Source organism: Gordonia sesuvii (genome assembly GCF_036350415.1).
GTDB lineage: Bacteria > Actinomycetota > Actinomycetes > Mycobacteriales > Mycobacteriaceae > Gordonia > Gordonia sesuvii.
Genome location: NZ_JAZDUF010000001.1, coordinates 1,044,770 through 1,067,791, shown reverse-complemented (window position 1 = coordinate 1,067,791; position 23,022 = coordinate 1,044,770). Strand labels below are relative to the sequence as shown.

Annotated in this window: 20 protein-coding genes; 17 read left to right on the top strand and 3 right to left on the bottom strand. The window is 63.1% G+C overall.

Annotated elements, in window-relative coordinates:
- From VZC37_RS04940 to VZC37_RS04890, 12 genes are all read left to right on the top strand, one after another.
- Entirely contained in the window at positions 1 to 1,134 is a 1,134-nt protein-coding gene (locus tag VZC37_RS04940; RefSeq protein ID WP_330431289.1) for a thiolase family protein, read from the top strand.
- The gene (locus tag VZC37_RS24675) at positions 1,134 to 1,613 is read left to right on the top strand and encodes a Zn-ribbon domain-containing OB-fold protein (protein WP_431309319.1); all 480 of its coding nucleotides are present in this window, start codon (positions 1,134 to 1,136) and stop codon (positions 1,611 to 1,613) included. The genes VZC37_RS04940 and VZC37_RS24675 overlap by 1 nt, the downstream gene beginning before the upstream one ends.
- A gap of 109 nt (positions 1,614 to 1,722) precedes the next feature.
- Positions 1,723 to 2,889, top strand: coding sequence for a 3-ketosteroid-9-alpha-monooxygenase, oxygenase component (locus VZC37_RS04935; RefSeq protein WP_330431288.1), 1,167 nt, complete (start codon positions 1,723 to 1,725; stop codon positions 2,887 to 2,889).
- 21 nt (positions 2,890 to 2,910) lie between these two features.
- Positions 2,911 to 3,174, top strand: a complete 264-nt coding sequence (locus tag VZC37_RS04930; protein WP_330431287.1) for a hypothetical protein — start codon at positions 2,911 to 2,913, stop codon at positions 3,172 to 3,174.
- Positions 3,175 to 3,321: 147 nt separating this feature from the next.
- Positions 3,322 to 3,747 (top strand): nuclear transport factor 2 family protein, encoded by a 426-nt coding sequence (locus VZC37_RS04925; RefSeq protein ID WP_330431286.1) that lies wholly within the window; start codon positions 3,322 to 3,324, stop codon positions 3,745 to 3,747.
- 106 nt (positions 3,748 to 3,853) lie between these two features.
- Positions 3,854 to 5,068, top strand: coding sequence for a cytochrome P450 (locus VZC37_RS04920; RefSeq protein ID WP_330431285.1), 1,215 nt, complete (start codon positions 3,854 to 3,856; stop codon positions 5,066 to 5,068).
- A gap of 90 nt (positions 5,069 to 5,158) precedes the next feature.
- On the top strand, positions 5,159 to 5,461 hold the full coding sequence (locus tag VZC37_RS04915) for an antibiotic biosynthesis monooxygenase family protein (RefSeq protein ID WP_330431284.1): 303 nt from the start codon (positions 5,159 to 5,161) through the stop codon (positions 5,459 to 5,461).
- 91 nt (positions 5,462 to 5,552) lie between these two features.
- Positions 5,553 to 6,464, top strand: a complete 912-nt coding sequence (locus tag VZC37_RS04910) for a VOC family protein (RefSeq protein ID WP_330431283.1) — start codon at positions 5,553 to 5,555, stop codon at positions 6,462 to 6,464.
- 104 nt (positions 6,465 to 6,568) lie between these two features.
- Positions 6,569 to 8,116 (top strand): FAD-binding protein, encoded by a 1,548-nt coding sequence (locus tag VZC37_RS04905; RefSeq protein WP_330431282.1) that lies wholly within the window; start codon positions 6,569 to 6,571, stop codon positions 8,114 to 8,116.
- Positions 8,117 to 8,219: 103 nt separating this feature from the next.
- Entirely contained in the window at positions 8,220 to 9,839 is a 1,620-nt protein-coding gene (locus VZC37_RS04900) for an AMP-binding protein (RefSeq protein WP_330431281.1), read from the top strand.
- Between the two features lie 48 nt (positions 9,840 to 9,887).
- Positions 9,888 to 10,457 carry a PaaI family thioesterase gene (locus VZC37_RS04895; protein WP_330431280.1) on the top strand — a complete coding sequence of 190 codons (570 nt, stop codon included), beginning with the start codon at positions 9,888 to 9,890 and terminating at the stop codon, positions 10,455 to 10,457.
- Positions 10,458 to 10,590: 133 nt separating this feature from the next.
- The gene (locus VZC37_RS04890; RefSeq protein WP_330431708.1) at positions 10,591 to 11,418 is read left to right on the top strand and encodes a MaoC/PaaZ C-terminal domain-containing protein; all 828 of its coding nucleotides are present in this window, start codon (positions 10,591 to 10,593) and stop codon (positions 11,416 to 11,418) included.
- Between the two features lie 262 nt (positions 11,419 to 11,680).
- Here VZC37_RS04890 and VZC37_RS04885 read toward each other — a convergent pair whose 3' ends face one another.
- Both VZC37_RS04885 and VZC37_RS04880 read right to left on the bottom strand, forming a co-directional pair.
- The gene (locus tag VZC37_RS04885) at positions 11,681 to 12,964 is read right to left on the bottom strand and encodes an MFS transporter (RefSeq protein WP_431309350.1); all 1,284 of its coding nucleotides are present in this window, start codon (positions 12,962 to 12,964) and stop codon (positions 11,681 to 11,683) included.
- 235 nt (positions 12,965 to 13,199) lie between these two features.
- Complete coding sequence (locus VZC37_RS04880) at positions 13,200 to 14,576, bottom strand: alpha/beta fold hydrolase (RefSeq protein ID WP_330431278.1); 1,377 nt, start codon at positions 14,574 to 14,576, stop codon at positions 13,200 to 13,202.
- Between the two features lie 170 nt (positions 14,577 to 14,746).
- Here VZC37_RS04880 and VZC37_RS04875 point away from each other — a divergent pair, with 170 nt between their 5' ends.
- Complete coding sequence (locus VZC37_RS04875; RefSeq protein WP_330431277.1) at positions 14,747 to 16,057, top strand: NADH:flavin oxidoreductase; 1,311 nt, start codon at positions 14,747 to 14,749, stop codon at positions 16,055 to 16,057.
- Positions 16,058 to 16,288: 231 nt separating this feature from the next.
- Entirely contained in the window at positions 16,289 to 17,284 is a 996-nt protein-coding gene (locus tag VZC37_RS04870) for an alpha/beta hydrolase (RefSeq protein WP_431309318.1), read from the top strand.
- Positions 17,285 to 17,552: 268 nt separating this feature from the next.
- On the opposite strand, the gene kstR is transcribed toward VZC37_RS04870, so the two are convergent.
- Positions 17,553 to 18,200, bottom strand: coding sequence for a cholesterol catabolism transcriptional regulator KstR (gene kstR / locus VZC37_RS04865; RefSeq protein ID WP_330431276.1), 648 nt, complete (start codon positions 18,198 to 18,200; stop codon positions 17,553 to 17,555).
- 118 nt (positions 18,201 to 18,318) lie between these two features.
- Between kstR and VZC37_RS04860 the strand changes: the two genes are divergently transcribed.
- From VZC37_RS04860 to VZC37_RS04850, 3 genes are all read left to right on the top strand, one after another.
- Positions 18,319 to 20,496 carry an acyl-CoA dehydrogenase gene (locus tag VZC37_RS04860; protein WP_330431275.1) on the top strand — a complete coding sequence of 726 codons (2,178 nt, stop codon included), beginning with the start codon at positions 18,319 to 18,321 and terminating at the stop codon, positions 20,494 to 20,496.
- 117 nt (positions 20,497 to 20,613) lie between these two features.
- Complete coding sequence (locus VZC37_RS04855) at positions 20,614 to 21,726, top strand: acyl-CoA dehydrogenase family protein (protein ID WP_330431274.1); 1,113 nt, start codon at positions 20,614 to 20,616, stop codon at positions 21,724 to 21,726.
- Positions 21,716 to 22,879, top strand: a complete 1,164-nt coding sequence (locus VZC37_RS04850; RefSeq protein WP_330431273.1) for an acyl-CoA dehydrogenase family protein — start codon at positions 21,716 to 21,718, stop codon at positions 22,877 to 22,879. Before VZC37_RS04855 ends, VZC37_RS04850 begins: the two co-directional genes overlap by 11 nt.
- The last annotated feature ends 143 nt before the right edge of the window (positions 22,880 to 23,022 follow it).

The window sequence follows — 23,022 nt, the reverse complement described above, 5'->3', positions numbered from 1 at the left end:
GTGTCGTATTCAGGTGAGGTGGCAGTCGTCGGTGTCGGCGTGAGCCGTCAAGGGCGACACCCTGGGCGTAGCGGAAACGACCTTGCGGCCGATGCCTTCGAGGACGCGTTGGCGGATGCCGGGATCGACAAGGGTCGTGTCGACGGATTGGTTACCTGCCAGTCGCTCATCGGCTACCCCGGTGACGGCATAGACACGACCTTGGGGCAGATCCTGGGCATCAATCCCGCCTACAGTGCCACTCTCGACTACGGAACGTGCAACTTCTCGATTCACCTGGCCGCCATGGCAATCTCGGCCGGACTCGCGTCGACGGTTGCACTCACCTACGGAACAGTTCAAGGCACCATGACCGGGGACTCGGGATTCGCCGGTCGACTTCAACCCGATTCGGTGTTCGGCGCGATCGACGGAATCGGGTTCATGTCCGCGTTGATGTTCCAACGCCATCGCGAACGGTTCGGCGTCACCGAAGAGCAACTCGGTGCGGTGACTGTGGCGCAACGAAAGTGGGCGTCACTGAATCCGCTCGCGCTGCGGCGCGACGAGATCACGATCGATCAGTACATGGACCAGCCCTATCACGTCAATCCCATCCGAAAGCTCGACATCGCACCATTCGATGATGGTGGGGTCGCGCTCATACTCACACGTGGCGAACGTGCCGGAGACTTTCCGAACAAGCCCGTGCGCCTACTCGGCATGAGTGAGATAGCGGCGCTTCGCGGATACCAGAACAGGGACCAGCTCGACCGTCCCTGGATCAGGACCGTTGCGGAACAGGTCTATTCCAAGGCAAAGGTCGGCCCCCGTGACATCGACATCGTGTCGATCCAGGACCCCTCGAGTGTGTGGACCATGCAGATGCTTGAACACTTCGGTTTCGTCGGGGAGGGCGACGCTCTGCCATTCATAGCCGAGGGCCACACCAGTCCAGGCGGTTCGCTGCCAGTCAACACCGGGGGCGGACATCTGGCCGAGAGCTATATGTGGGGTTGGTTGCACACCGTCGAGGTCGTGCGTCAATTGCGTGGGGGCATCGGCGATCGCCAAGTGCCGGACGCGCAAACCGCGATCCACTGCTCTACGGCAGGCCCGATCAAGGCCGCTGCGACCATCTACGGGGTCGACTGATGAGCAGTATGTACGGTGAGGCAGCCGGGGAGGAGCGGCCGCTCCCGAAGTTCGATTCACTGGCAGCTCCCTTCTGGACTGCAGCGCACGCCGGTAGGTTGGAGTTTCAACACTGCGCGGACTGTGGATACGTCTTGTGGCCGGCTGCGTCACGGTGCCCGGAATGCCTGTCTGCTCATCTCGATTGGAGATCTGTTTCCGGCAACGGGTGCGTGTGGAGTTGGGCTGTCTACGAAACTGCCCTGCATCCCGCTTTCGTCGACGAGATTCCGTACATAGTCGCAGGCGTCCAACTGGACGAGGGGCCGTACCTGACGAGCAACGTTGTGGACGCGCGCGCAACCGAGCTCTATCTCGGCATGCGACTCGAAGTCGTCTTCGAGCAGATTGACGAGAACATCTCGCTTCCGCGCTTCCGGCCCGCGACGGATCGGTCGGTCGCACACCCGCCCGAGACGGGTCGTCCCAGCGCCATATGACCTGTCTGACAGCAGTTTCCATCCAGTGGGAGTCTGTATTGGGTTCCCGCTGAAACCAGCGTTGTATTAGACGGGTCACACACGTCCCGCAGCGGCAAGGAGAGTGCATATGTCGGTTACCTCGACAGCAGCCAACGAGGTCAGGGATATCGAGGCCGAAAGTAACCCCACCCGGTTCGCGCGGGGATGGCATTGCCTCGGCCCGGCGAAGGAGTTCGCGGACGGCAAACCGCATGCGGTCGAAGCGTTTGGTACCCGCCTCGTTGTCTTCGCCGATTCGAAGGGGGATCTGAAGATCCTGGACGGTTACTGTCGCCACCTCGGCGGAAATCTGGCAGACGGCACCGTGAAGGGCGATACCATCGCCTGTCCGTTTCATGGATGGGAATGGGGCGGCAATGGGCGATGCAAGAACATCCCCTACGGCCGGCGAGTCCCGCCACTTGCCAAGACCCGGTCGTGGACGACCACGCAGCTGCATGGCCTGCTCTTCGTCTGGCACGACCCTCAGGGCCGTCCGCCGATAGCGGAGCAGGATATCCCCGAGATCGCCGAGTACTCGACGGGTGAGTTCACCGATTGGACGTGGAATCGACTGACCATCACCGGATCCCACTGCCGTGAGATCATCGACAATGTGGTGGACATGGCACATTTCTTCTATGTGCATTTCGCGTTTCCGGTCTACTTCAAGAACGTTTTCGAAGGACACATCGCGGCGCAGTACTCGATCTCCAAGGGTCGCGCCGACATCTCCACCGGAAGTTTTTACGATGGCGACGCCGAGGACTGGTCTGACGCGACCTACTACGGGCCCTCCTACATGGTGAATTGGCATGCCCCGACGCAGGACCAGGAGCCGGGTATGTTTCTGATCAATTGCCACTATCCAGTGGACAGCAACTCCTTTGTGCTGCAGTGGGGTGTCATTGCGAGAAAGCCCTCGGGTTTCTCCGACGAGGAGGCGGCTGCCATGGCAGAAGGTGCTTCGGCCGCCATCGGAACCGGGTTTCTGCAGGACGTCGAGATCTGGAAGAACAAAGCAAAGATCGACAATCCACTCCTGTGCGAGGAAGACGGTCCGGTCTATCAGCTTCGTCGGTGGTATCAGCAGTTCTATGTCGACGTCGACGACATCGCCGACGACATGACCAATCGGTTCGAGTTCGAGATCGACACCACCCGCGCCGTCGAGTCGTGGACCAGGGAAGTGGCAGACAACGTCGCCGCCGGCAGAGTGTATGACGCTGCGTCGCTGAACCCCTCGAGCGCGTGATCATCGAGGGGAGAGGTAGCCATGCTCGATGAAGTCAGCTGTGACAGCTGCAGCAACCGCGTGCTGGTCGAGAAGTACAGCCCGGAGCACACCAGTATCCAGTGGATCGATCCGGACAGCTCCGCGTGCAGGGTCTTTGCGCAACAACGGGACTGTGCGGACGGTTCTCCGGGCAAGGTGCAGCGTACGTGCTCGATGCTACGAGCGACGATTGATCGCCTCGCGGACGCCGGAACGATTCCGATCTCGTCGCGAAGCTATCCGACGCCCGGGCGCATCCACTGAGGTCGTGAAAAGCGTGGCACCCCTGTCACAGTCAAGTTCGAGCGGTGATCTCGCTGCCGACAGGTCTGCGGGAGCCTCCACGGCTTTCACGGCGTCAACAGTCAGAAAAGTTACGAAAGGTCGGTCGTCCCCGTGAGGGTAGCTACTGTGTCCACCGTATCGGTGGAGATCTCCAATGCGCTGGCGCGCATCGCCTACGCTGCGGACTTCGGGTCAATGCAGGAATACGCAGATCTCCTCACGGACGACGTCGTGTGGGTCTTGCCGGATGCGCCCGCAGTGTCCCTTCCCGCGCAAGAGCGTAAGGGAATCGAAGCCGTGCTCGCCGGTGCACGGGAGCGTCGTGAGAGCGGCCTGCAAGGTCCGGGTACGGCGAGTATGCATGTGGTAACCAATATCTCGGTGTCGCCTGGAGAGAACGAGGACGAGGCGCTATCCACCGCCTACTGGCATTTTCTCACCGGCTTGGGCAAGGTGCCGAAGCTGGTCCAGAGCGGGACGTATCACGATCGATTCGTATTCGAGAGAGGTGCCTGGTTGCTGGCACATCGAACGATCGGGGTGGTTCGGTGATGGCCGTCGGGACGAGCACGTGGTCGGCCGGACACGGTCTCTCGGAGATGACTGCGACCAGCGTCCATCGGTGTCACCCCACACAACTACGCGAAGCCTGATAACCATGTCATTCAACGAAGTAGTCGAGACTTATCCGTTTCCCAGAGACTCTCGGTGTCCGATGCGGCCTTCGGGCGAGTACGCGAGACGGAGAGATGAGGAGCCGCTGAACCGGCTCGGTTTGGGTCGTGACCGCGACCCGTGGCTGGTGACCCGGTACCGCGACGCTGTCTCGGTACTTGGTGATGCAGGCAGGTTCTCGTCAAATCCTGCTGCGGATGGTTTTCCCCGCCGTGGTGGAAACACGGACTTACTGGTCGGCCGGTTTCTGTTCACGCAGGACCCACCCAAGCACACGCGTCTTCGCGGGGTGCTGACCGAGGAGTTCTCCGTGAGTCGCGTCAACGGCTACCGCGAGATGGTGACCCGCGTGGTGGCTCAGACGCTCGATGAATTCGTCAGCGGAAAGTCGTCGGGCGACTTCGTCAGCGAGGTGGCGTTCCGGATCCCGGGCCATGTCATGTTCGAAGTGTTGGGTATGCCGCATCAAGACCGGGGTCGCTTCCTGGACTGGATTACTCAGTGTCTCGGACCGGTTGGCTCGGTGCCGACGGATCAGGCATCGGCCGCAGCCAGGGCCTATCAGGCCTACGTTGACGATTTCCTCGCCTACCGTGAGCGCACGCCGAGTGACGACGTGATCGGTCGCTTGGTGAGGAACGCGCTCGAACCGGGCTTGGTGACACGCGAGGAGCTTTTGGACCTCATTCAGGCACTCATCACGGGCGGCTTCGACACGACAGCTCACACGATGGCGATGGGGACATTCGCCCTACTGACCAATCCGGACCAGTTGGCGCTCTTGCGAAATGACCCGTCACTGGCCGGCAATGCGGTGGAAGAGATTCTACGGACCACCGCGGTGACCCACACCGGGCGCAGGAGGGTGGCCACCGAAGACGTGCTGATCGGCGACCAGGAAATATCTGCCGGTGACGGGGTCATTGTTTCTCAGGACGCGGTCAACCGTGACGATGCGGTTTTCGCAGAACCCGACGTATTCGACATCACGCGTAAGGGCGCGCGTCGGCATATGACGTTCGGTTTCGGGATTCATCTCTGTCTCGGCTCACCCCTTGCGCGGATGGAGCTCCAGGAAGTGTTCGGGACATTGTTCGCGAAGATTCCGACTCTCGAGCTCGCCGTTCCGGAAGCGGACGTCGAGGTAGTTGCCGACGCAACCATTCTGGGTCTGGAGAGTTTGCAGGTCCGGTGGTGACATGAGCAGAGTTCATCGAACAGTTCGTGCACGTGCATGCGGTGGCGCTGACGAGCACTGTGTCGGAACCGGCGAGGACGGAGGTCGGCGATGAAGGACGGTCAGGTCTGGGAGATCGTTTCGCTGGCGATCCACGAGGCCGAGCTGACGGAGTTCGAGCACGGTGTCCGCGACGCACTCGATGTGCTTCGAGGGTCTCCGGGATGCTTCGAGGCGCACTACCTGGCAGGCATAGAGACTCCGGCTCGCCCTCACTTCCTGATCAGGTGGGGCAGCGTCGCCGAGCATCTGGAGTTCCGAGAGTCGGAGCGGTTCGCCGCCTATCGATCTCCGATCGAGCGCTGCTTCGAGGAGGCTCCGTCATTCGCGCACTTTCACGTCTCGGCCGAGTGAGGCGAGAACCTATCGACCCGAGCACCTCTTCAGGGTCCGGCCTGTGTGCCGTCCAATCGATGACCAGTAGAGAACGTGAGTAGGAGAAACGATGACCGAGCGCGATGTGAAAGCACTGGGATACGTGCGCGTGCAGACCACCCATATCGATCGTTGGAGGGAGTTCGCGCTTGACGCACTGGGATTCGCGGAGGGTTCGGGGCCTGACGCTGATGCCCTCTACTTGCGAGTCGACGAGCGCAGCCATCGGATCGCTGTTGTCCCGGGTGACGCGGATAGGGTGACCGAAGTCGGTTGGGAGGTAGCGGATTCGCTCGCGCTTGCGCGCGTCCGGGAGCGTTTGGAGAAGGCATCTGTCGAAACGCGGGAGCTGACCCAGGCCGAACTGGATGCTCGTCAGATCGTAGCCGGTATCAGCTTCTGCGATCCGACCGGCGCCACGGTCGAGATCTTCTATGGCGCGGTGCTCGACCACAGTCCGGTAGTGACACCACACGGGGCGACGTTTGTGACCGGGAATCAGGGTCTCGGTCACGTGGTCATTCCCGCATCCGACCCCGGTGAAGCGTTCGACTTCTACTCCGAGGTGCTGGGATTCTATCCGCGCGGTTCGTTCCGGTTACCCTCGGAGACCGGAGATGTTGTGCGATTCCAGTTCATGGGCGTCAATCCGCGGCATCACAGCCTGGCGATCGCGCCTGCTCCAGGGCAACGTGATCCGGGCCTCGTGCACGTCATGGTCGAGGTGACCGAACTGGATGCGGTCGGCGAGGCGTACGACCGGATCAAAGCCGCCGGATTCTCGCTCACGACAACGCTGGGACGGCACACGAACGACAAGATGGTGTCCTTCTATGTTCGCGCGCCAGGTGGATGGGATATCGAGTTCGGCACCGGTGGATTGCTGGTGGACCAGGACTCGTACTCGTCCGAAGAGATCACGGCCGACAGCTACTGGGGACACGACTGGGTGGGCGATGCTCCAGAAGCGTTGGTGCCCTAGCGGGCTGGTCCTCCGCGAACTGATCTCGTCAGTGAGTGGCACTCCGGGTATGTCCGACGGGTTCGTCCGTCATACGAATCGTTGAGCGAAAGGTGAATGGCCAGATGGTCGACTGGGACGAGACCTGCGACACGTTAGTTGTCGGGTCCGGCGGTGGCGGCGTGTGCGGAGCGTACACTGCCGCGCGTGAGGGCCTGGAAGTCATTCTGATCGAGGCCACCGACAAGTTCGGAGGCACGACGTCGCTGTCGGGCGGCGGCGGATCATGGTTCCCGTGCAATCCTGTGTCACAGCGCGCGGGGTCCGACGACACCATCGAATCTGCACTGGCGTATTACCACTCGGTGGTGGGCGACGCGTCGCCCCGGGCGCTTCAGGATGCGTATGTGCGAGGAGGCGCGCCGCTGATCGAGTACCTCGAGAGTGACGAGTGGCTGACCTTCGTTTCTCTGCCATGGCCCGACTACTTCGGCAGCGACCCCAACGCCCGCCTCGATGGATTACGGCACATCATGCCGGCGCCGTTGCCCGCATCCGAGGTCGGCGACCTGCACCAGGTGATCCGGGGGCCCCTCGACACCGAACGTCTGGGTGCCCCGCTGCCGGATACGCTCATCGGCGGGCGTGCACTCATCGGACGTTTTCTGTCCGCCATGGCCAAGTATCCGCATGCATCGATGCAGCTCAACACCGAACTCGTTGAGCTGGTTGTGGAAGACAACCGGGTAACCGGCGCGATCGTAGAACGCGATGGCGTTCGATCGGCCATCGCGGTTCGCCGTGGCGTTCTGCTGGCCGCCGGTGGCTTCGAGCGGAATCAGGTCCTTCGCGAGAAGTATGGAGTACCGGGCGCTGCTCAGGATTCCATGGGGCCCAGGGGAAACCTGGGCAAAGCCTTGCAGGCGGCTGTGGATGTGGGTGCCGACACAGACCTCATGGACCAAGCCTGGTGGTCGCCGGGACTGACGCATCCGGACGGCAGGTCGGCGTTCGCGCTCGGGGTGACGGCCGGAATATTCGTCAACAATGCCGGTGAGCGTTTCGTCAATGAGTCTGCGCCCTATGACATTCTGGGCCGTCAGGTGATCGAACTGGTCAACACTGACACGATGACGTTGCCGTTTTGGTTGGTCTACGACAACCGCTCGGGTGAGAACCCGCCCGTTCAAGCCACGAATGTTTCCTTCTCCGCTTCCGACGAGTACCGTCGCGCCGGTTTGTGGCACACGGCAGACAGCCTCGAAGAACTCGCGGACCTCATCGGCGTTCCGGCCGCGGCGCTGGCCGCCACCGTGGCGAGGTACAACACGCATGTTCGCGATGGTGAGGACGCGGATTACGGACGCGGCGAGGAAGTCTACGACAGGTCGTTCAGCAACGACGAGAAGCCGTTGGTGCCGATAGCCGAAGGCCCTTTCCACGCAGCCGCGTTCGGCCTTTCGGACCTCGGTACCAAGGGCGGACTGCGGACCGACACCGCAGGCCGGGTCATCAACGTGGCGGGGTCCGCCATCGACGGTCTGCACGCCACCGGAAACACCATGGCGGCTCCTAGCGGACGAGTCTATCCGGGAGGCGGCAATCCGATCGGTACAAGTATGCTGTTCGCCCACCTCGCGGCGAAGAACATGGCGGAGGGTATGCGAGAATGACGGGGGAAGTCGCTTTCGCCACAAGATCGACGAGTGGGATCATCGACCGCACGGGAGTGCATCTTCTCCACGTCAACTCTGGCGGGCCGGCGAACGATGGGGTGTGCCTGTGACCACGGAGCTCACGGAACTGCCCGCGACCATCCCCGAACTTCTGTCGAAAGCCGTACGTAATCACGGAGATCAACCGGCTGTGGTCGACGAGGACAGTCGACTCACCTACTCCCAACTCGACGAAATCGCGCGAACCGTTGCGAGAGCACTGCTGGCGTGCGGAGTCCGGCTGGGTGACCGAGTCGCCCTCTGGGTCCCGAACCGATCCGAATATGTGGTCGCGCTTCTGGGCGCCCAACTGATCGGAGCCTCAGTTGTTCCGCTGAACACCAGGTATCGCGGTTCGGAAGCCCGCGCCATCTTGCGTCGGTCTCGTGCATCCGCCCTCATCGTGGCCAACGAGTTTCTCGGAACCGACTACCTCGCGATGTTGATTGACACCGGAGAAAGCGTGGAGTGCGGGCGTATCGCCGGACTTACCGACCTCCATACCGTCATCGATCTTGATGGCGATCATGACGCGGCGATGAGTTGGCGGGACTTCTTGCAGCTTTCCGCCCGCACCGATGAGTCCGCCTTGCGCGCAGCCGTCAGTGCCGTCACCGCGGACACGGTCGCCGACATCCTGTACACGTCCGGGACCACGGGTGCCCCGAAGGGCGTCATGAGCGCCCACCGACAGACGATCCGGGTCGCTGCAGACTGGGCACGCGGAGCTCAACTCTCGCCAACCGATCGTTACGCCGTCGTGAATCCGTTCTTTCACAGCTTCGGGTACAAGGCCGGGATCGTCTGTTCGCTGTTATCGGGCACCGCCATCTATCCGGTGCAGGTGTTCGAGCCTGTCGAGTTGTTGGCAATGATCGAGCGTGAACGGATCACTGTCCTGCCCGGCCCTCCGACCATCTTCACCACGTTGATCAATCATCCGCGGAGATCTGAATTCGACACCAGCGCCCTGCGATTCTCGATCGCAGGAGCCACAACGGTTCCCGACGTGCTCTTCCGGGAGATGCGGGAGATACTGGGTTTCGACACCGTCGCGCAGGCCTATGGGCTCACCGAGTGTCCGGTCGTGACCCTCTCGCGTGCGAACGAGGACCTCGATCACATCGCCGAAACGACCGGACCGCCGGTGTCTGGCCTCGAGGTGCGTATCGCCGGCTCCACCGGCGAGAGCTTACCGCCCGGAGAGGATGGAGAGATTCTCATCCGTGGCGAAAGCGTCATGATGGGCTACTTCGACGACCCGGAAGCGACTGCGGCATCGATTGATCCGGAAGGCTGGCTCCACACCGGAGACGTCGGCCGGGTAGATCAGCACGGGTGCGTGACGCTCACAGGACGAATCAAAGACATGTTCATCGTCGGCGGCTTCAATGTCTATCCAGCCGAGGTGGAGCAAACTCTGAGCACCCATCCGAAAATCGCCGAGGCCGCGGTCGTCGGAGTGCCGGATGTGCGGCTGGGCAGCGTCGGACACGCATTCGTGGTTCCGGTACCCGGAGCCGAACCAGAGGTCGTGGAGCTACAGGCGTTCTGCTCCGAACATCTCGCGAACTTCAAGGTGCCGCGTGGCTTCACCATCGGGACCGAACTGCCGCGCAATGCCACCGGCAAGGTGCTCAAAGACAGCCTGCGCGCGCGTATTTGCGACCCGGTCTCGTGACACGTATCGCCGGCGGCCATCGGCCGGATGCTGCCTTGTGGGGGTTACGTGGAAAACGATGACGCGCGTGCACGTCTCGTCGAAGCCGGGCGTGCTCTGGTCGACGCAATAGGGCGAACAGGGGTAGATGACGCGGCGTTGACGGAGGCGGCAGATCGCCTGCGTTCCGTCGAAGCTCTGCTCAGGGCCATCGAACACGAACGTGTGCCGCGCATAACCTACGACGATGCCGTCGGGATGGAGGCGTACTCGTGGCAGCGATGGAATGTCGTACTGCCCCACCTGGAGATGCGATTCGATGGGATCAAGGGGTCTGCTGAGTTGCCGGAGGGGCTGAACGAACTCTACGAAGGGCCCACCGGCCTACTGCATGGCGGCATCTCGGTGGTGCTGATCGACGCACTGGTCACCAGCCTCGCCCAATTTCACGGCCTCCGCAACGTGACGGCCGGCCTCACAATCAATTTCAGGAAGCCAACTCTCCTACACACACCGCTGACTGTTGAGGCCGTGCTCGAAGAAGTCCATGACCGCAAGGTGATCGTGTCCGGCTCGCTGGTAAGTGACGGCAAGACGACAGTTGAAGCGACCGCTGTCCTGGTCCGGGTCGAACGGTGACGAGGCCGGTCAGTCCGTTGTGGCTGCTCTGTGCACCTCGAGTGGCCACCGACAATCGTTCACGGAGAAGGTGGACGGCGACGAGTCGATGCGCCGGCGCGTGCGCACACTGAGAGACGAGTGGGAGAAATCGATGGTCGGAGAACAGCGATCGGACGCCGCTGCATGGGTAGGGCGCGAGCTCGGTTGCCGAAGCATCGCGTGGACGGATAAAGACGCCATCCTGTATGCGCTGTCCCTGGGGATCGAGGCAGACCAGCTCGACCTGGTTTTCGAGCGCGACCTTCAGGTGTTGCCGACGTTCGCGCTCACCCTCGCGCAATGGGCACCGGATGCCTTGGGGGCGAGGGGAGCATGGGACACGGCGAGCGCCGTCCATGGATCTCAGACGCTCGCCATGCATCGTCGACTTCCACCTGAAGGCTGTACGGACATAACCGCATCGGTCGAAGCCGTGTGGGACAAGGGGAGTGCTGCGGTGTTCGACGTGGCCGCGCACTGTGAGTACTTCACAGCCACCTGGTCGATCTTCGCGCCCGGCATCGGAGGGTTCGGTGGAGATCGCGGTCCCGGCCGGCCTGAGGCCGTCGTCGGCGAACCTGATCTCGTCGGTCGGTTTCCCATCGCGCCGAACGCGGCCGCGCTGTATCGACTCACCGGCGACCGGCACCACATACACATCGACCCTGCGGCCGCGGCCGCAATCGGTCAGCCCCGGCCCATTCTCCACGGCCTCTCGACCCTTGGTCATGCGGCTGTGCAGATCGCCCGGATGCGCGGCTGCCACCCTGCGTCGCTGATCGAGATGGAAGGCCGGTTCAGCTCCGCTGTCTTTCCGGGCGAGACCGTCTCGATCCAACTCTGGCAGGGTGGTGCGTTTGTGGTCGGCACCGACCGCGGCCGAGCCATCGATGGTGGCCGCGCCGTCTATGCATCGGAAGTGCAGGAGTATGGACGGTAGCGAATCGCAGATCGATGTCTGTGATGTCGGCGAGACTCGGAGACCACCACCGATGGGGTGAAGCTGGCAATGTCAGCACCGTATCCGATTGCCGCTCAGACCAGTTCGATGGATGCTGGCTTCAACACAGTCGTGACCCGACGTTACTCGGGTAGCGATGTAGGAGCCGATCGATAACTCCGACACGTCGCCGGCCGGCCTCGGCTACGCCACTCACGTGGCGTAGCCGAGCACGCAGTGCAGTTCGATAGTGGAACGCTGGTCATTTCGTCGGGCTGATCGAGCCCACGAGATCGACCCCCCGCGGTTCTCGGAGCATCGTCAGCGCAACCAGGGTGACACAGGCGGCAGTGACCATGATGAGGATCAGAGGAAGACTCGAGCCGCCGGTTGCCAGCACCAGCGTCGCTGCGAGCATCGGGGTGAATCCTGCACCCAGCAGACTCGCCATCTGATAACCCATGGACACACCCGTATACCTGACTTCGGTACTGAACATTTCTGAGAACATTGATGCCAGCGGTGAGTACATGAGGTTTTGGACCACTTGTCCGATCATCATCCCAACAGTCAACATCCAGACCGACCCGCTACCCGCCATGGCGTACATCGGCCATGCCCACAAGACCGCGCCCACGGCGCCGCTGACCACCACAGGTTTGCGACCCGCAAAATCTGAAAGAGCAGAGAATGCAGGGATCGTGAACGTGGACATTATGTTCACCATCAGCATGGCCTGTATGACCTCGGAACGACTGAATCCGACTTCGGTGCCGTAGGCGATCATGTACGAACTTATCAGTGCGGTCAGGGCGAAGGGGCCGATGCCTACTGCGCATGCCAATATGAGCGGCTTCTTTTGATTCTTGAGTATTTCCAAAGCCGGGACGGAATGCGCCGATTGTTGCCTTTCCTTGGCTTCCGCCTCTTTGAAGATGGGGCTCTCGGTAACACTGAGACGGACATAGAGGCCGATGATCAGGAGCGCCGCGCTGACCATGAACGGGATCCGCCATCCCCAGGATTCGAAATCGTCCTCCGGTAACAGTGTCACCAGCGCAATGGCTCCCGTAGCCGCCAGGCTCCCGATCGAGGAGCCCATCTGCATTATCCCCACCCAACTTCCGCGCCTACGAGCACCCGCGTGTTCGATGATCATCAGGGCAGCGCCCCCGTACTCTCCACCCACTGCGATGCCCTGAACGGTGCGTAGCAGGATCAACAGGGCAGGTGCGGCGATTCCGATGGAATCATAGCCGGGCAGAACGCCGATCAGCGTGCTGGCAACCCCCATCAGCATCATCGAGGCGACCAGCGTTCTCTTTCGTCCCAGCCGATCGCCGTAGTGACCGAACAGAAGGCCACCGATCGGTCGCGCAACATACCCCGCGGCGAGCGTTCCGAAAGCCGCGATCGTGGCGACCCCGCCGCTACCCGACTCAGGAAAGAACAGAGAGCCAAAAACAAGAGCGGCCATTGTGCTGTACAGCAAGAAATCGTAGTACTCGATAGCGGTACCGAGAAAACTGGATACGGCCACACGCACCACGCTCGGGGAACTCCGCTGACCGACCCTCTCGGAGGCGGGTTGTGCGACGGGAGTCTCGTCTGTCTGGGTCTCAGATTCTGTCACGGTGAAGAATGCTCCTTCGCGGCATGGGAAAACCAAACAACGCTTGGTCAGTCATTGCAATCGTTGAATATTGACTCGCGGCGTCGGCCCGGAAATCCGGTCCTCAAACCAGACTCGGAAAATTGTCTGCCGGGCGACGAGTGCGGCGTCACGCAAATCGCGGTGATGCGCAGATCTCGAGCAGGGTGGGCCACAGATCTTCTTTCAACTGCGGTGCGTTCTCGGCGACACCGAAATGGCCCAGATGTCGAAGCTTTTCATAGCGAAGTCCCGGGACTTCGGCGGCCAAACTGTCGGTTCCGTACTCCGTTCCCATGAAGTCATCTTCACCGGTGAACAGGTAAACGGATGTCTTTGATGTATCGATTGCGGCAATCTGCGACGCGCTCAAGTCGTAGCTGTTGGCGTAGTAGTTGAGGGCGCCTTCCGTCGCGTCTTGACCTGCTTGGCTGTAGACCCATCCGCCCTCCCGTCGGTCCGCCTCGGGTGTTGTGGATGCCATGTTGGCGACCATCTGGCTTGATGTCCATTGGTTTCCGATCCGTGGATCGGAGTATGTCGAGAGCTTGTCCCGGTGCTTTTCTTCGAAGTACGGTTTGGAGCTGGCGTTCAATGCGATCACCGCCCGGAAAGTGTCAGGGTGAAAATAGGCCAGATCCAACGCGAGGAGACCTCCGATGGCGCTTCCGATGAACGCGGCACGATCGATGTCGAGTTTTGAACACAGTCCAAGAATGAACTCCAACAGGAACTCTCGGGTGAGCTTGAACTCGGTCTCCCACCAGCGCTGCGATTCCGGCGGAAGGGATTTACCGTGGAACGGCAGGTCGTAACTGATCATTCTGAACCGCTTCTGCATCTCCGGGTCCTCGAGAAAACGGCGGGCTTGTCGGCCGTCTGCCCCCGCGGAGTGCTGGAAAAGAAGAGGCACCGACCCAGTGCCTGACTCTTCGAAGTAGACCCGATATTGCACCCCTTGTACCCGAAGGTACACATAGCGGCCGACGGACGCATCGAAATCCCGATCAACCTCATGCGGAATCGCCACTTGCTGTCGGCCGGTGAATTCATCTCGGAGAACGCGCTCCATCTCCAGAATTGCCCTTGAGAACGCGCCCATGGTCACGGTGTCGGCCGTGTAGGAAATTCCACTGCGGCCGTCGTTGTAGAGAATTCCCTGATAGCCGGGCGGACGCTTCCTCGCGAGGACATTCGTCCACGCTTCGCGACTCCCGCTGAAGACGATGTCGGCGGGGTGATCGGCATCCACTTGTGAGAACTTGATGAAGATTCCTGAATCAATGAGAACCTCGAAGTGCTCTTCTTCGACATCGAGTCTGATCACGCCGGTGAGGAACTTGGTCGCGATATTGAAAGCTCGATCCTCGGTCAAGGATGTGTTCGTACTGTCGACAGAGAACATCGTCGTTCTGCTCCATTCATTGATGCTGGACACCGGCGCGTTTGAAGCCGAATGGGGACGAGCCGCCTGGTGGGCGTTGCCGGGCTGGGGTGCCGGCGCCATGGCTCGGTATGGAGGTTGAATCGCCGGCGACGAGTTGGACAGATTCGTTCCCGGCCAACGGGAAGACCACGCGAGTGCTTCGTCGGAAAGCCGGCCACCGCCCCATCCGGAAATTCCACTGAGGGGGAGCGCCGGTTGTCGCCCCTGGTGTGACTTGTGACACTGCACCGATGAGTCGCAAAGACGTACGCCCCAGCCCTTACGAGCCGACCACCCTAGGTCCCGTTTCACTCCGAAACCGCATCATCAAAGCGGCTACGTCCGAGGGAAGATCGCCTGACGGTCTCGTCACCGACGATCTCATCGAGTTCCACCGTCAGTTCGCTGACGGGGGCGTCGGTATGACGACGGTGGCCTACTGTTGTGTGGCGCCAACCGGCGCGAGCGCTCCGGGGCAGATTGTGATGAGTGAGGCCGCGAAACCCGGCCTGCGCAAGCTCACTGACGCCGTGCATGAAAGTGGAGCGGCGATCTCGGCGCAGCTCGGACATGCCGGGATTGTGGCCACCAAGCGCATCACGGGTGTCCAGGCCATGGGCCCGAGCAAGTTCGTGAACCCGATGTCGATGGAGTTCACCAGGGAGATGAGTCGCACTGACATCCGCGATGTCATCGACCAGTTCTGTCATGCGGCGCAGGTCGCGGCCGACTCCGGATTCGATGCCGTGGAGTTGCATTTTGGACATCTCTATCTGCCGAGTTCGTTCTTGAGCCCGTTGGTCAACCGGCGGACGGACGAATACGGCGGAGACATCGACAACCGGTCGCGACTGGTGCGGGAAATCGCGTCCGAGGTGCGGCAAGCCATCGGCGATCGTGTCGCCGTCATCGCCAAGCTCAACATGGACGATGGGCTGCCGGGAAGCATCTGGGTTGATGAAGCCCTCCGAACTGCGCAGCTACTCGACGACGACGCGACGCTCGACGCCTTGGAGCTCACTCAGGGGTCGTCGCTGGTCAAGCCGCTCTACCTCTTTCGTGGCGACGTCCCGGTAAACGAGATGGCTGCAATCATGCCGCGGCACGTCAGGCTCGCCTTGCGTGTCGCAGGAAAGAAGCTGCTCGGCGACTATCCGTACGAAGATCTGTACATGCTCCCCGCCGCGCGCCAGTTCGTTCCCGTGATGAAGAACACCAAGCTGATCCTGCTCGGAGGAATCACCTCGCACGAGGCGCTGATGACCGGCGTCGACGAAGGATTCGACTTCATGGCGATCGGCCGGGCCCTGTTGCGCGAGCCCGACTTGATCAATCAGATCGCAACCGATCCGCGAAAGGTCAGCCGCTGCACGCACAACAACAAGTGCATGGCCACGGTGTTCGGCAAGACTCATTGTGTGCTCGATCCGGAACAACGCTATGGTGCTGTTGCTTCCGACCTCCCGCTGGTGCCGGCCGAAGGTCCGCACAGTGTTGGCTCGTCGAGCGCGAGCGCGAGCGCGAGCGTGAGCGTGAGCGCCGCGTCGGTGTCGGCGCGCTGACCGCCCCGAGTTGGCGTTCGATCAACGCTGACGGAAATCGCCTGGACAACACCACCTCGCTCGTCTTGCGGTGTGGTGTTGTCGTATGCGGGTGGTGGCTGCGAGTCACAAGTCCCTAACGAGATGCCCGCTGATGGTGTTGGTTGAGCAGATCAACGATACCGTTTGTGACAAATGTGACTTGTGAGGCTGAAGGGACGACTCGTGACCGGTTTCGGGGGACGTCGATGGATGGCGTCTGTGGCGGCCGTGACAGCTGCGGCCATCACGTTCACGATGGGTGCGGCAGTAGCGTCGGCCGCCCCCGAGCCTGACCCTGCCGTCTCCAGGATCGACGCGGTCATCCACGACGGCAATCAGCAGGCGACCCTCGTCGTCTGGTCGGCGTCCATGCAGAAGATGATCCCGATCAACGTGCTGCGGCCCCGCGACACCAGCAAACCCCGCCCGACCTTCTACCTCCTCAACGGAGCGGGCGGCGGCGAGGATTCGGCGACCTGGGCCGCGAAGACCGACTACGTGAAGTTCTTCGCGGACAAGAACGTCAACGTCGTGACGCCGATCGGCGGCGCCTTCTCCTACTACACCGACTGGCGCCGCGACGATCCGGTGCTCGGGCGCAACAAGTGGCAGACCTTCCTGACCAAAGAGCTCCCGCCGTTGATCGACAAGGAGTTCGAGACCACGAAGGTGAATGCCGTCGCGGGCATCTCGATGGCGGGAACCTCTGTGCTCAATCTCGCGATCGCCGCACCCAAGCTGTATCGGTCGGCGGCCGCCTACAGCGGATGCGCCCGCACCAGTGATCCGCTCGGGCAGGCCTACATCCGGGTGGTGGTGGCCGATCGGGGCGGCGGCAACCTCGAGAACATGTGGGGCCCGGTCGGCGGCCAGGGCTGGCGGGACAACGATCCTTTCATCCATGCCGCGAAACTGCGCAGCACCAAGGTCTACATGACGGCCGGCACTGGTCTGCCCGGTCCCTACGACCAGATGAATGCCCGCCTGGTACAGGGTAATCCGCTCGTCCTCGCCAACCAGATGGTGCTCGGCGGCGTCATCGAGGCCGCGGTCAATCAGTGCACGAACGACATGGCGGCCCGGATGCGAGCGCTTCGCGTCCCGATGAAGGTGATCTCTCGACCGACCGGAACGCATTCCTGGGAGTACTGGGAGTCCGACCTACGGCGTACCTGGCCGATGATCGAGGCGGATCTGAACCGGTAGGGGTGATCTCGATACGGGTCCTCGCAAGCTCGGTCCCTACTCGATCGGCGGGTTGGACGGGTCCTCGCAAGCTCGGTCCCTACTCGATCGCTACTACCGCTGGTCGAGTAGCCCGAGCCGCTAGGCGAGGGCGTATCGAGACCTCTCAACCGGCGGCCGTCTACCTACCGCTGGTCGATCTCGATACGGGTCCTCGCAAGCTCGGTCCCTACTCGATCTGCGGGTTGGACACTCGATCGGCGGCTTGGGCGGGCCCTCTGCTAAGCCCCTACTCCAACCGATCCTTCAACAGCAGTCGCACGGTCAGTTCGAGCCGGTTGGTGACGTCGGTCGCCGATGCGCGACGGGTCAACCACTGCACCAGGTTCGACATCCACACGTCGGAGATGACGCGGGCGATGGCGAGGTCCTCCTCGCCGGGCTCACCGTCGTCGACCATGGCACCGGCGAGCAGTCGGTCGATGATGCCGGCGACCTGATCGACCTCCGCGGTGGCCGACGCGTCGGCGAACATGAATGCTCGGGTCATCGCCTCGGTGAGCAGGGGATCGCGCTGCATGGCGTAGGTGATCATGTCGAGCACGTGACGCAAGCGTTCGATTGCGTTGTCGCCGCGCAGTTGTGACCGATCCACCCGCGACTCGACTCGTTCGAACTCGCGCGCGAGCGCAGTGACGAGCAGGTGCACCTTCGACGGGAAGTAGCGATACAAGGTACCGACGGCGACGTCCGCCTTGTCCGCGACGGTGCGCATCTGCACGGCGTCGTAGCCGCCCTTGGAGGCAAGCGCGAGTGTGGCATCGAGGATGCGGCGACGCCGCTCCCGCTGCGCGGTCGAGCCGCTCTCGGTACCGGTCGTCGGCGCGGGAGTGGCCGCCGGATCGACGGGGGCCTTGGCCGCTGCAGATCGTGCCATGTGCTCGAAGACATCCTCACGTGATCGGTCACCACGGTGCCTACCGGACTGCAGGCACACATGGCATATTAGAACAGGTTCTAATTGCCCGTCACAACTTGACATACAGAGGAATCACGTGACAATCGCCACGTCAACCGAACAGATCGCCGTCTGTGACGCGATCGCTACCTGGGCGCGCAGCGTCGCCACCACCGAGCTCGTTCGGGCCGACATCGACAAGCCGACCGACCAGTGGACCGGGCTGTGGGCGCAGCTCGCCGAGTTCGGCGTCTTCGCCGGGGCGCTCCCGGAGGACCAGGGCGGCTTCGGTGCGACGTTCCTCGACGTAGCCGCGATGGTCGAACAATGCGGCGTCGGGCTGGTCCCGGGGCCACTCGCACCGACGGTCGCGGCCGCGCTCGGACTCTCGCGCGCCGACGACAATCGTGCCCCCGAGCTGCTCGCCCGGATCGTCGCCGGAGAACTCGCGGTGGCCGCCCCCGTCGTCGCGGGTGGCGACGCCGTCACCATGCACGACGGGGTGCTCGAGGTGGGGGTGGTGCCCGGCCACGTCGACGACTGCGCGCTGCTCATCCCTGTGCGAGTCGACGATGACGGCATCGGTTGGACACTGCTGCCACCGGGGTGTGGCTCCGTCGACGTCGTCGCCGAAGCGGTCATCAGCGGCCTCGAATCCGTGTCCCGGGTACGCGTGTCAGATGTCGAGCCGTCCGACCTGATCCACCTGCCCGACGGGGATCTCGTCGCCGGCGTGCTGTCCGCGGTGACCGCGGCCTACCAGAGCGGCATCGCCCGGTGGTCGCTCGACACCGCCGTCGACTACGCCAAGGTCCGCACCCAATTCGGCGTCCTCATCGGGTCGTTCCAGGCGATCAAACACATCTGCGCGGACATGCTCTGCCGCAGTGAGGAACTCACCGCAGTCGCGTGGGATCTGGCGCGCGCCGTGGACGAACGTCTGTCCGCGCCCGAGGACGTGGGGGTGCTCGAACAACTCGTGGTCAGCCGGTGCGCCGCCGACGTGGTCGCCGCCGACGCCGCGATCGCCAACGCCAAGGACTGCGTGCAGATCCTCGGCGGCATCGGCTTCACCTACGAACACGACGCGCACCTCTATCTGCGCGCCGCCATGACCGCGCGCGCCACGCTCGGTCAGGGTGCGCCGGCGGCGCGTGAACTGGCGCGGCTCGGCATGGCCGGGGTTCGGCGCGACTTCCGGATCGACCTGTCCGCAGTGGAGGAGCGGCGCGACGAGATCCGGACCGCGGTGGACGCGATCGCCGCACTCGACCCATCCCGGCGGCGTGCGGAACTGGCCGAGTCGGGCTATCTGATGCCGCACTGGCCGCGACCGTACGGGCTCGCCGCAGAGCCGGCTCTGCAGCTGCTCATCGACGCCGAGTTCGACCGCGCCGGCGTCGAGCGGCCGGACCTGGTGATCGGTGCGTGGGCCATCCCGACCATTCTCGAGCACGGCACCGATGACCAGCGGGAACGCTTCGTCCTGCCCACGCTCGCCGGCGGCATCGTCTGGTGCCAGTTGTTCAGCGAACCCGAGGCGGGCTCGGACCTCGCCGCCCTGCGGACCAAGGCCACCCGCGTCGACGGCGGCTGGCGCCTGCAGGGGCAGAAGATCTGGACCTCGCAGGCACACAACGCCGACTGGGGCGTCTGCCTGGCACGGACCGATCCGGACGCGCCCAAGCACAAGGGCATCACCTACTTCCTGGTCGACATGCGTTCACCCGGCATCGACATCCGTCCGCTGCGTGAACTGACCGGACGAGCGAACTTCAACGAGGTGTTCCTCGATGACGTAGTGATCCCCGACGACTGCGTGGTCGGCGAGGTGAACGGCGGCTGGCGACTGGCCCGCACCACCCTCGCCAACGAACGGGTCGCGATGGGCGGTTCCGGCCTCGGCAAGGAGATGGACGCACTTCTCCGTCAGATCGACGGCATGGACCGGCCGCTCGAGCCGCACGAGCTGGCTGCGCTCGGCAGGCTCGTCGCGGAAGCGCATGTCGGACGCGTCATCGACGCCCGCGCGGTCACCCGGCGCCTCGAAGGACATGACCCGGGAGCGCTGTCGAGCGTGCGGAAGCTGATCGGTGTCCAACACCGCCAGGCGGTCCCGGAGTTCGCTTTCGACCTGCGTGGTGTCGACGCGGTTGTGGGTGGCGAGGCATCGGACCTGTTCCTGCAGAACCGGTGTCTCTCCATCGCCGGCGGTACCACCCAGATCCTGCGAACCGCAGCCGCTGAACGGATTCTCGGTTTGCCACGCGGATGAGCGCTCTTCCGCTCGCCAATCCTCCCCGAATCGGCTGTTGAGAGGCCATAACGCCCACGGCTGTCGACCGATCTGATACAACTAGAACAAGTTCTAATTTGGCGAGGAGGCAGTGGGGTGGACTTTGCCCTCGACGACACGGCAGTAGCGGTTGCCGACGCCGCCGCGGAGGTCTTCGCCCGGCATCAGCCGGACTGGGAGGACACGTTCGGTCGACGCGATCCGGGCACCGGGCATCGAGGCGGTTTCGACGACGCGCTGTGGAGGTCGATCACCGACGCCGGGCTGATGGCCCTGCCCCTGCCCGCCGAGGTGGACGGCGACGACGTCGCGGTCGTCGACCTCCTCCCGCTGCTACGCCGGATGGGCGAATCGGCTGCGGTCACACCGGCGCTCGGGACGCTCACGGCAGCGCTGGCCCTGCGGCACGCGTCTGCCGAGGCCCGCACCAAGTGGGCCCAGGCGCTCGCCTCGGGCGGGTGGTGCGCGGTTGCCATCGGTGAGCACGGTGACGCACTGACGACCACACCCCGCACCACGATCCGCGACGGCCAGGTGACGGGAACCAAGACCGGCGTACTGCACGCCGAGGGTTCGGCTGCGCTATTGATCGTCACCGACGACGGTGTCGCGATGGTCGCAATGGATGCGCCCGGCGTGACTGTCGTGCGGACTCCGGCGTCAAGTGGGTGGGGCGAGTACACCGTCCGTCTGGACGGTGTGGCCGTCGATGACGCCGATGTCCTGGCCACCGACGGGACGATTGCGCGAGACCTGTACCGCTTGGTACTGGCCGCCTACGGCGACGGTCTGGTGGCCGGTGCCGCGCGTCTGACCGCCGACCACGTGACACAGCGTGAGCAGTTCGGCAAACCGATCGCCTTGTTCCAGGCGGTCGGGCAGCAGCTCGCCGACATCTACGTCATCGAGCGGTCGTTGAATCTCGTGACCACCGCTGCAGCCTGGCGGATGTCAGAAGGCCTCGACGCCGCACAGGATCTCGGAGTCGCGGGCTATTGGCTCGCCGCCGAGGTGCCGGCGACCTTGCGGACGATGACTCATCTGCACGGCGGGATCGGGGTCGACGTGACCTATCCGCTGCATCGCTATTTCTCGATCGCCAAGGATCTCGCACGGCTGATCGGCGGGCCCGACGCCCGGCTCGACGAGATCGCCGACGAATCCGATGCGCGGCTCGACCCGAAAGGGCAGGCGACACATGTTCATTGATCTCACCCCGGAACAGAAGGCGCTGCGTGCCGAACTGCGGGAGTACTTCGCCGGACTGATCAGTCCCGAAGACGCGAAGGTGATGCTCACCGAACGGCACGGCGCGACCTACCGCAAGGTGATCCGTCAGATGGGAACGGACGGATGGCTCGGTGTCGGATGGCCGAAGGAATACGGGGGCAAGGGGTTCGGTCAGATCGAGCAGCAGATCTTCACCAACGAGGCGGTCCGCGCGGACGTACCACTCCCGTCGGTCACACTGCAGACGGTCGGCCCCACACTGCAGGAACACGGCACCGATGAGTTGAAGCGACAGTTCCTGCCCGACATCCTCGCCGGCGAGGTTCACTTCGCGATCGGCTACACCGAACCCGAGGCGGGCACCGACCTCGCATCGCTCACCACCAGCGCCGTACTCGACGGCGACCACTATGTGGTCAACGGCCAGAAGATCTTCACCACGGGCGGGCACGACGCCGACTACATCTGGCTGGCCGTCCGGACCGACAAGGATGCGCCCAAGCACAAGGGCATATCGATTCTCATCGTCGACACCCGCGACCCCGGGTTCAGTTGGACGCCGATCATCACCGCCGACGGTGCTCACCACGTGAACGCGACGTACTACAACGACGTGAAGGTGCCGGTGTCGATGCGGGTCGGCAACGAAGGCGATGGCTGGAAGCTCATCACCACCCAACTCAATCACGAACGCGTGATGCTCGGCCCCGCCGGCCGTATCGACGGGCTCGCGGCCCGCATCCGTGCCTGGGCGCAACAGCCGGGCGCGGACGGGACGGTCATTGCCAAGCACACCGATGTACGGCGCGCCCTGGCGGAGATCGAGGCCTACGCCCGGATCAACGAACTCCTCAACTGGCAGGTCGCGTCCACGGGCGAGTCGATCTCGATGGCCGACGCCGCGGCCACCAAGGTGTTCTCCACCGAACGCCTGCAACATGTCTGCCGCCTGATCAACGACATCGTCGGCCGCTACGGCGATTTCACCGACCCGCAGACGGCGGCGCTGGTGGACTGGCTCGACGTGCAGCAGAAGCGCAACGTGGTGATCACCTTCGGTGGGGGCGTCAACGAAGTGATGCGCGACATGATCGCCACCGCCGGACTCGGATTGCCGAGGGCGAAACGATGAGGGGTGTGGCGGGGGATCTCGATACGCCTCCTCGCTGCCGCTCGTCGGCTACTCGATCAGCGGGAGGGGTCCTCTTGCGAGGATGCGGGAGTTTATCGGTCCCTGAGGAGCTTCCGAGCTCGCGAGGAAGCGTCACGAAGGGC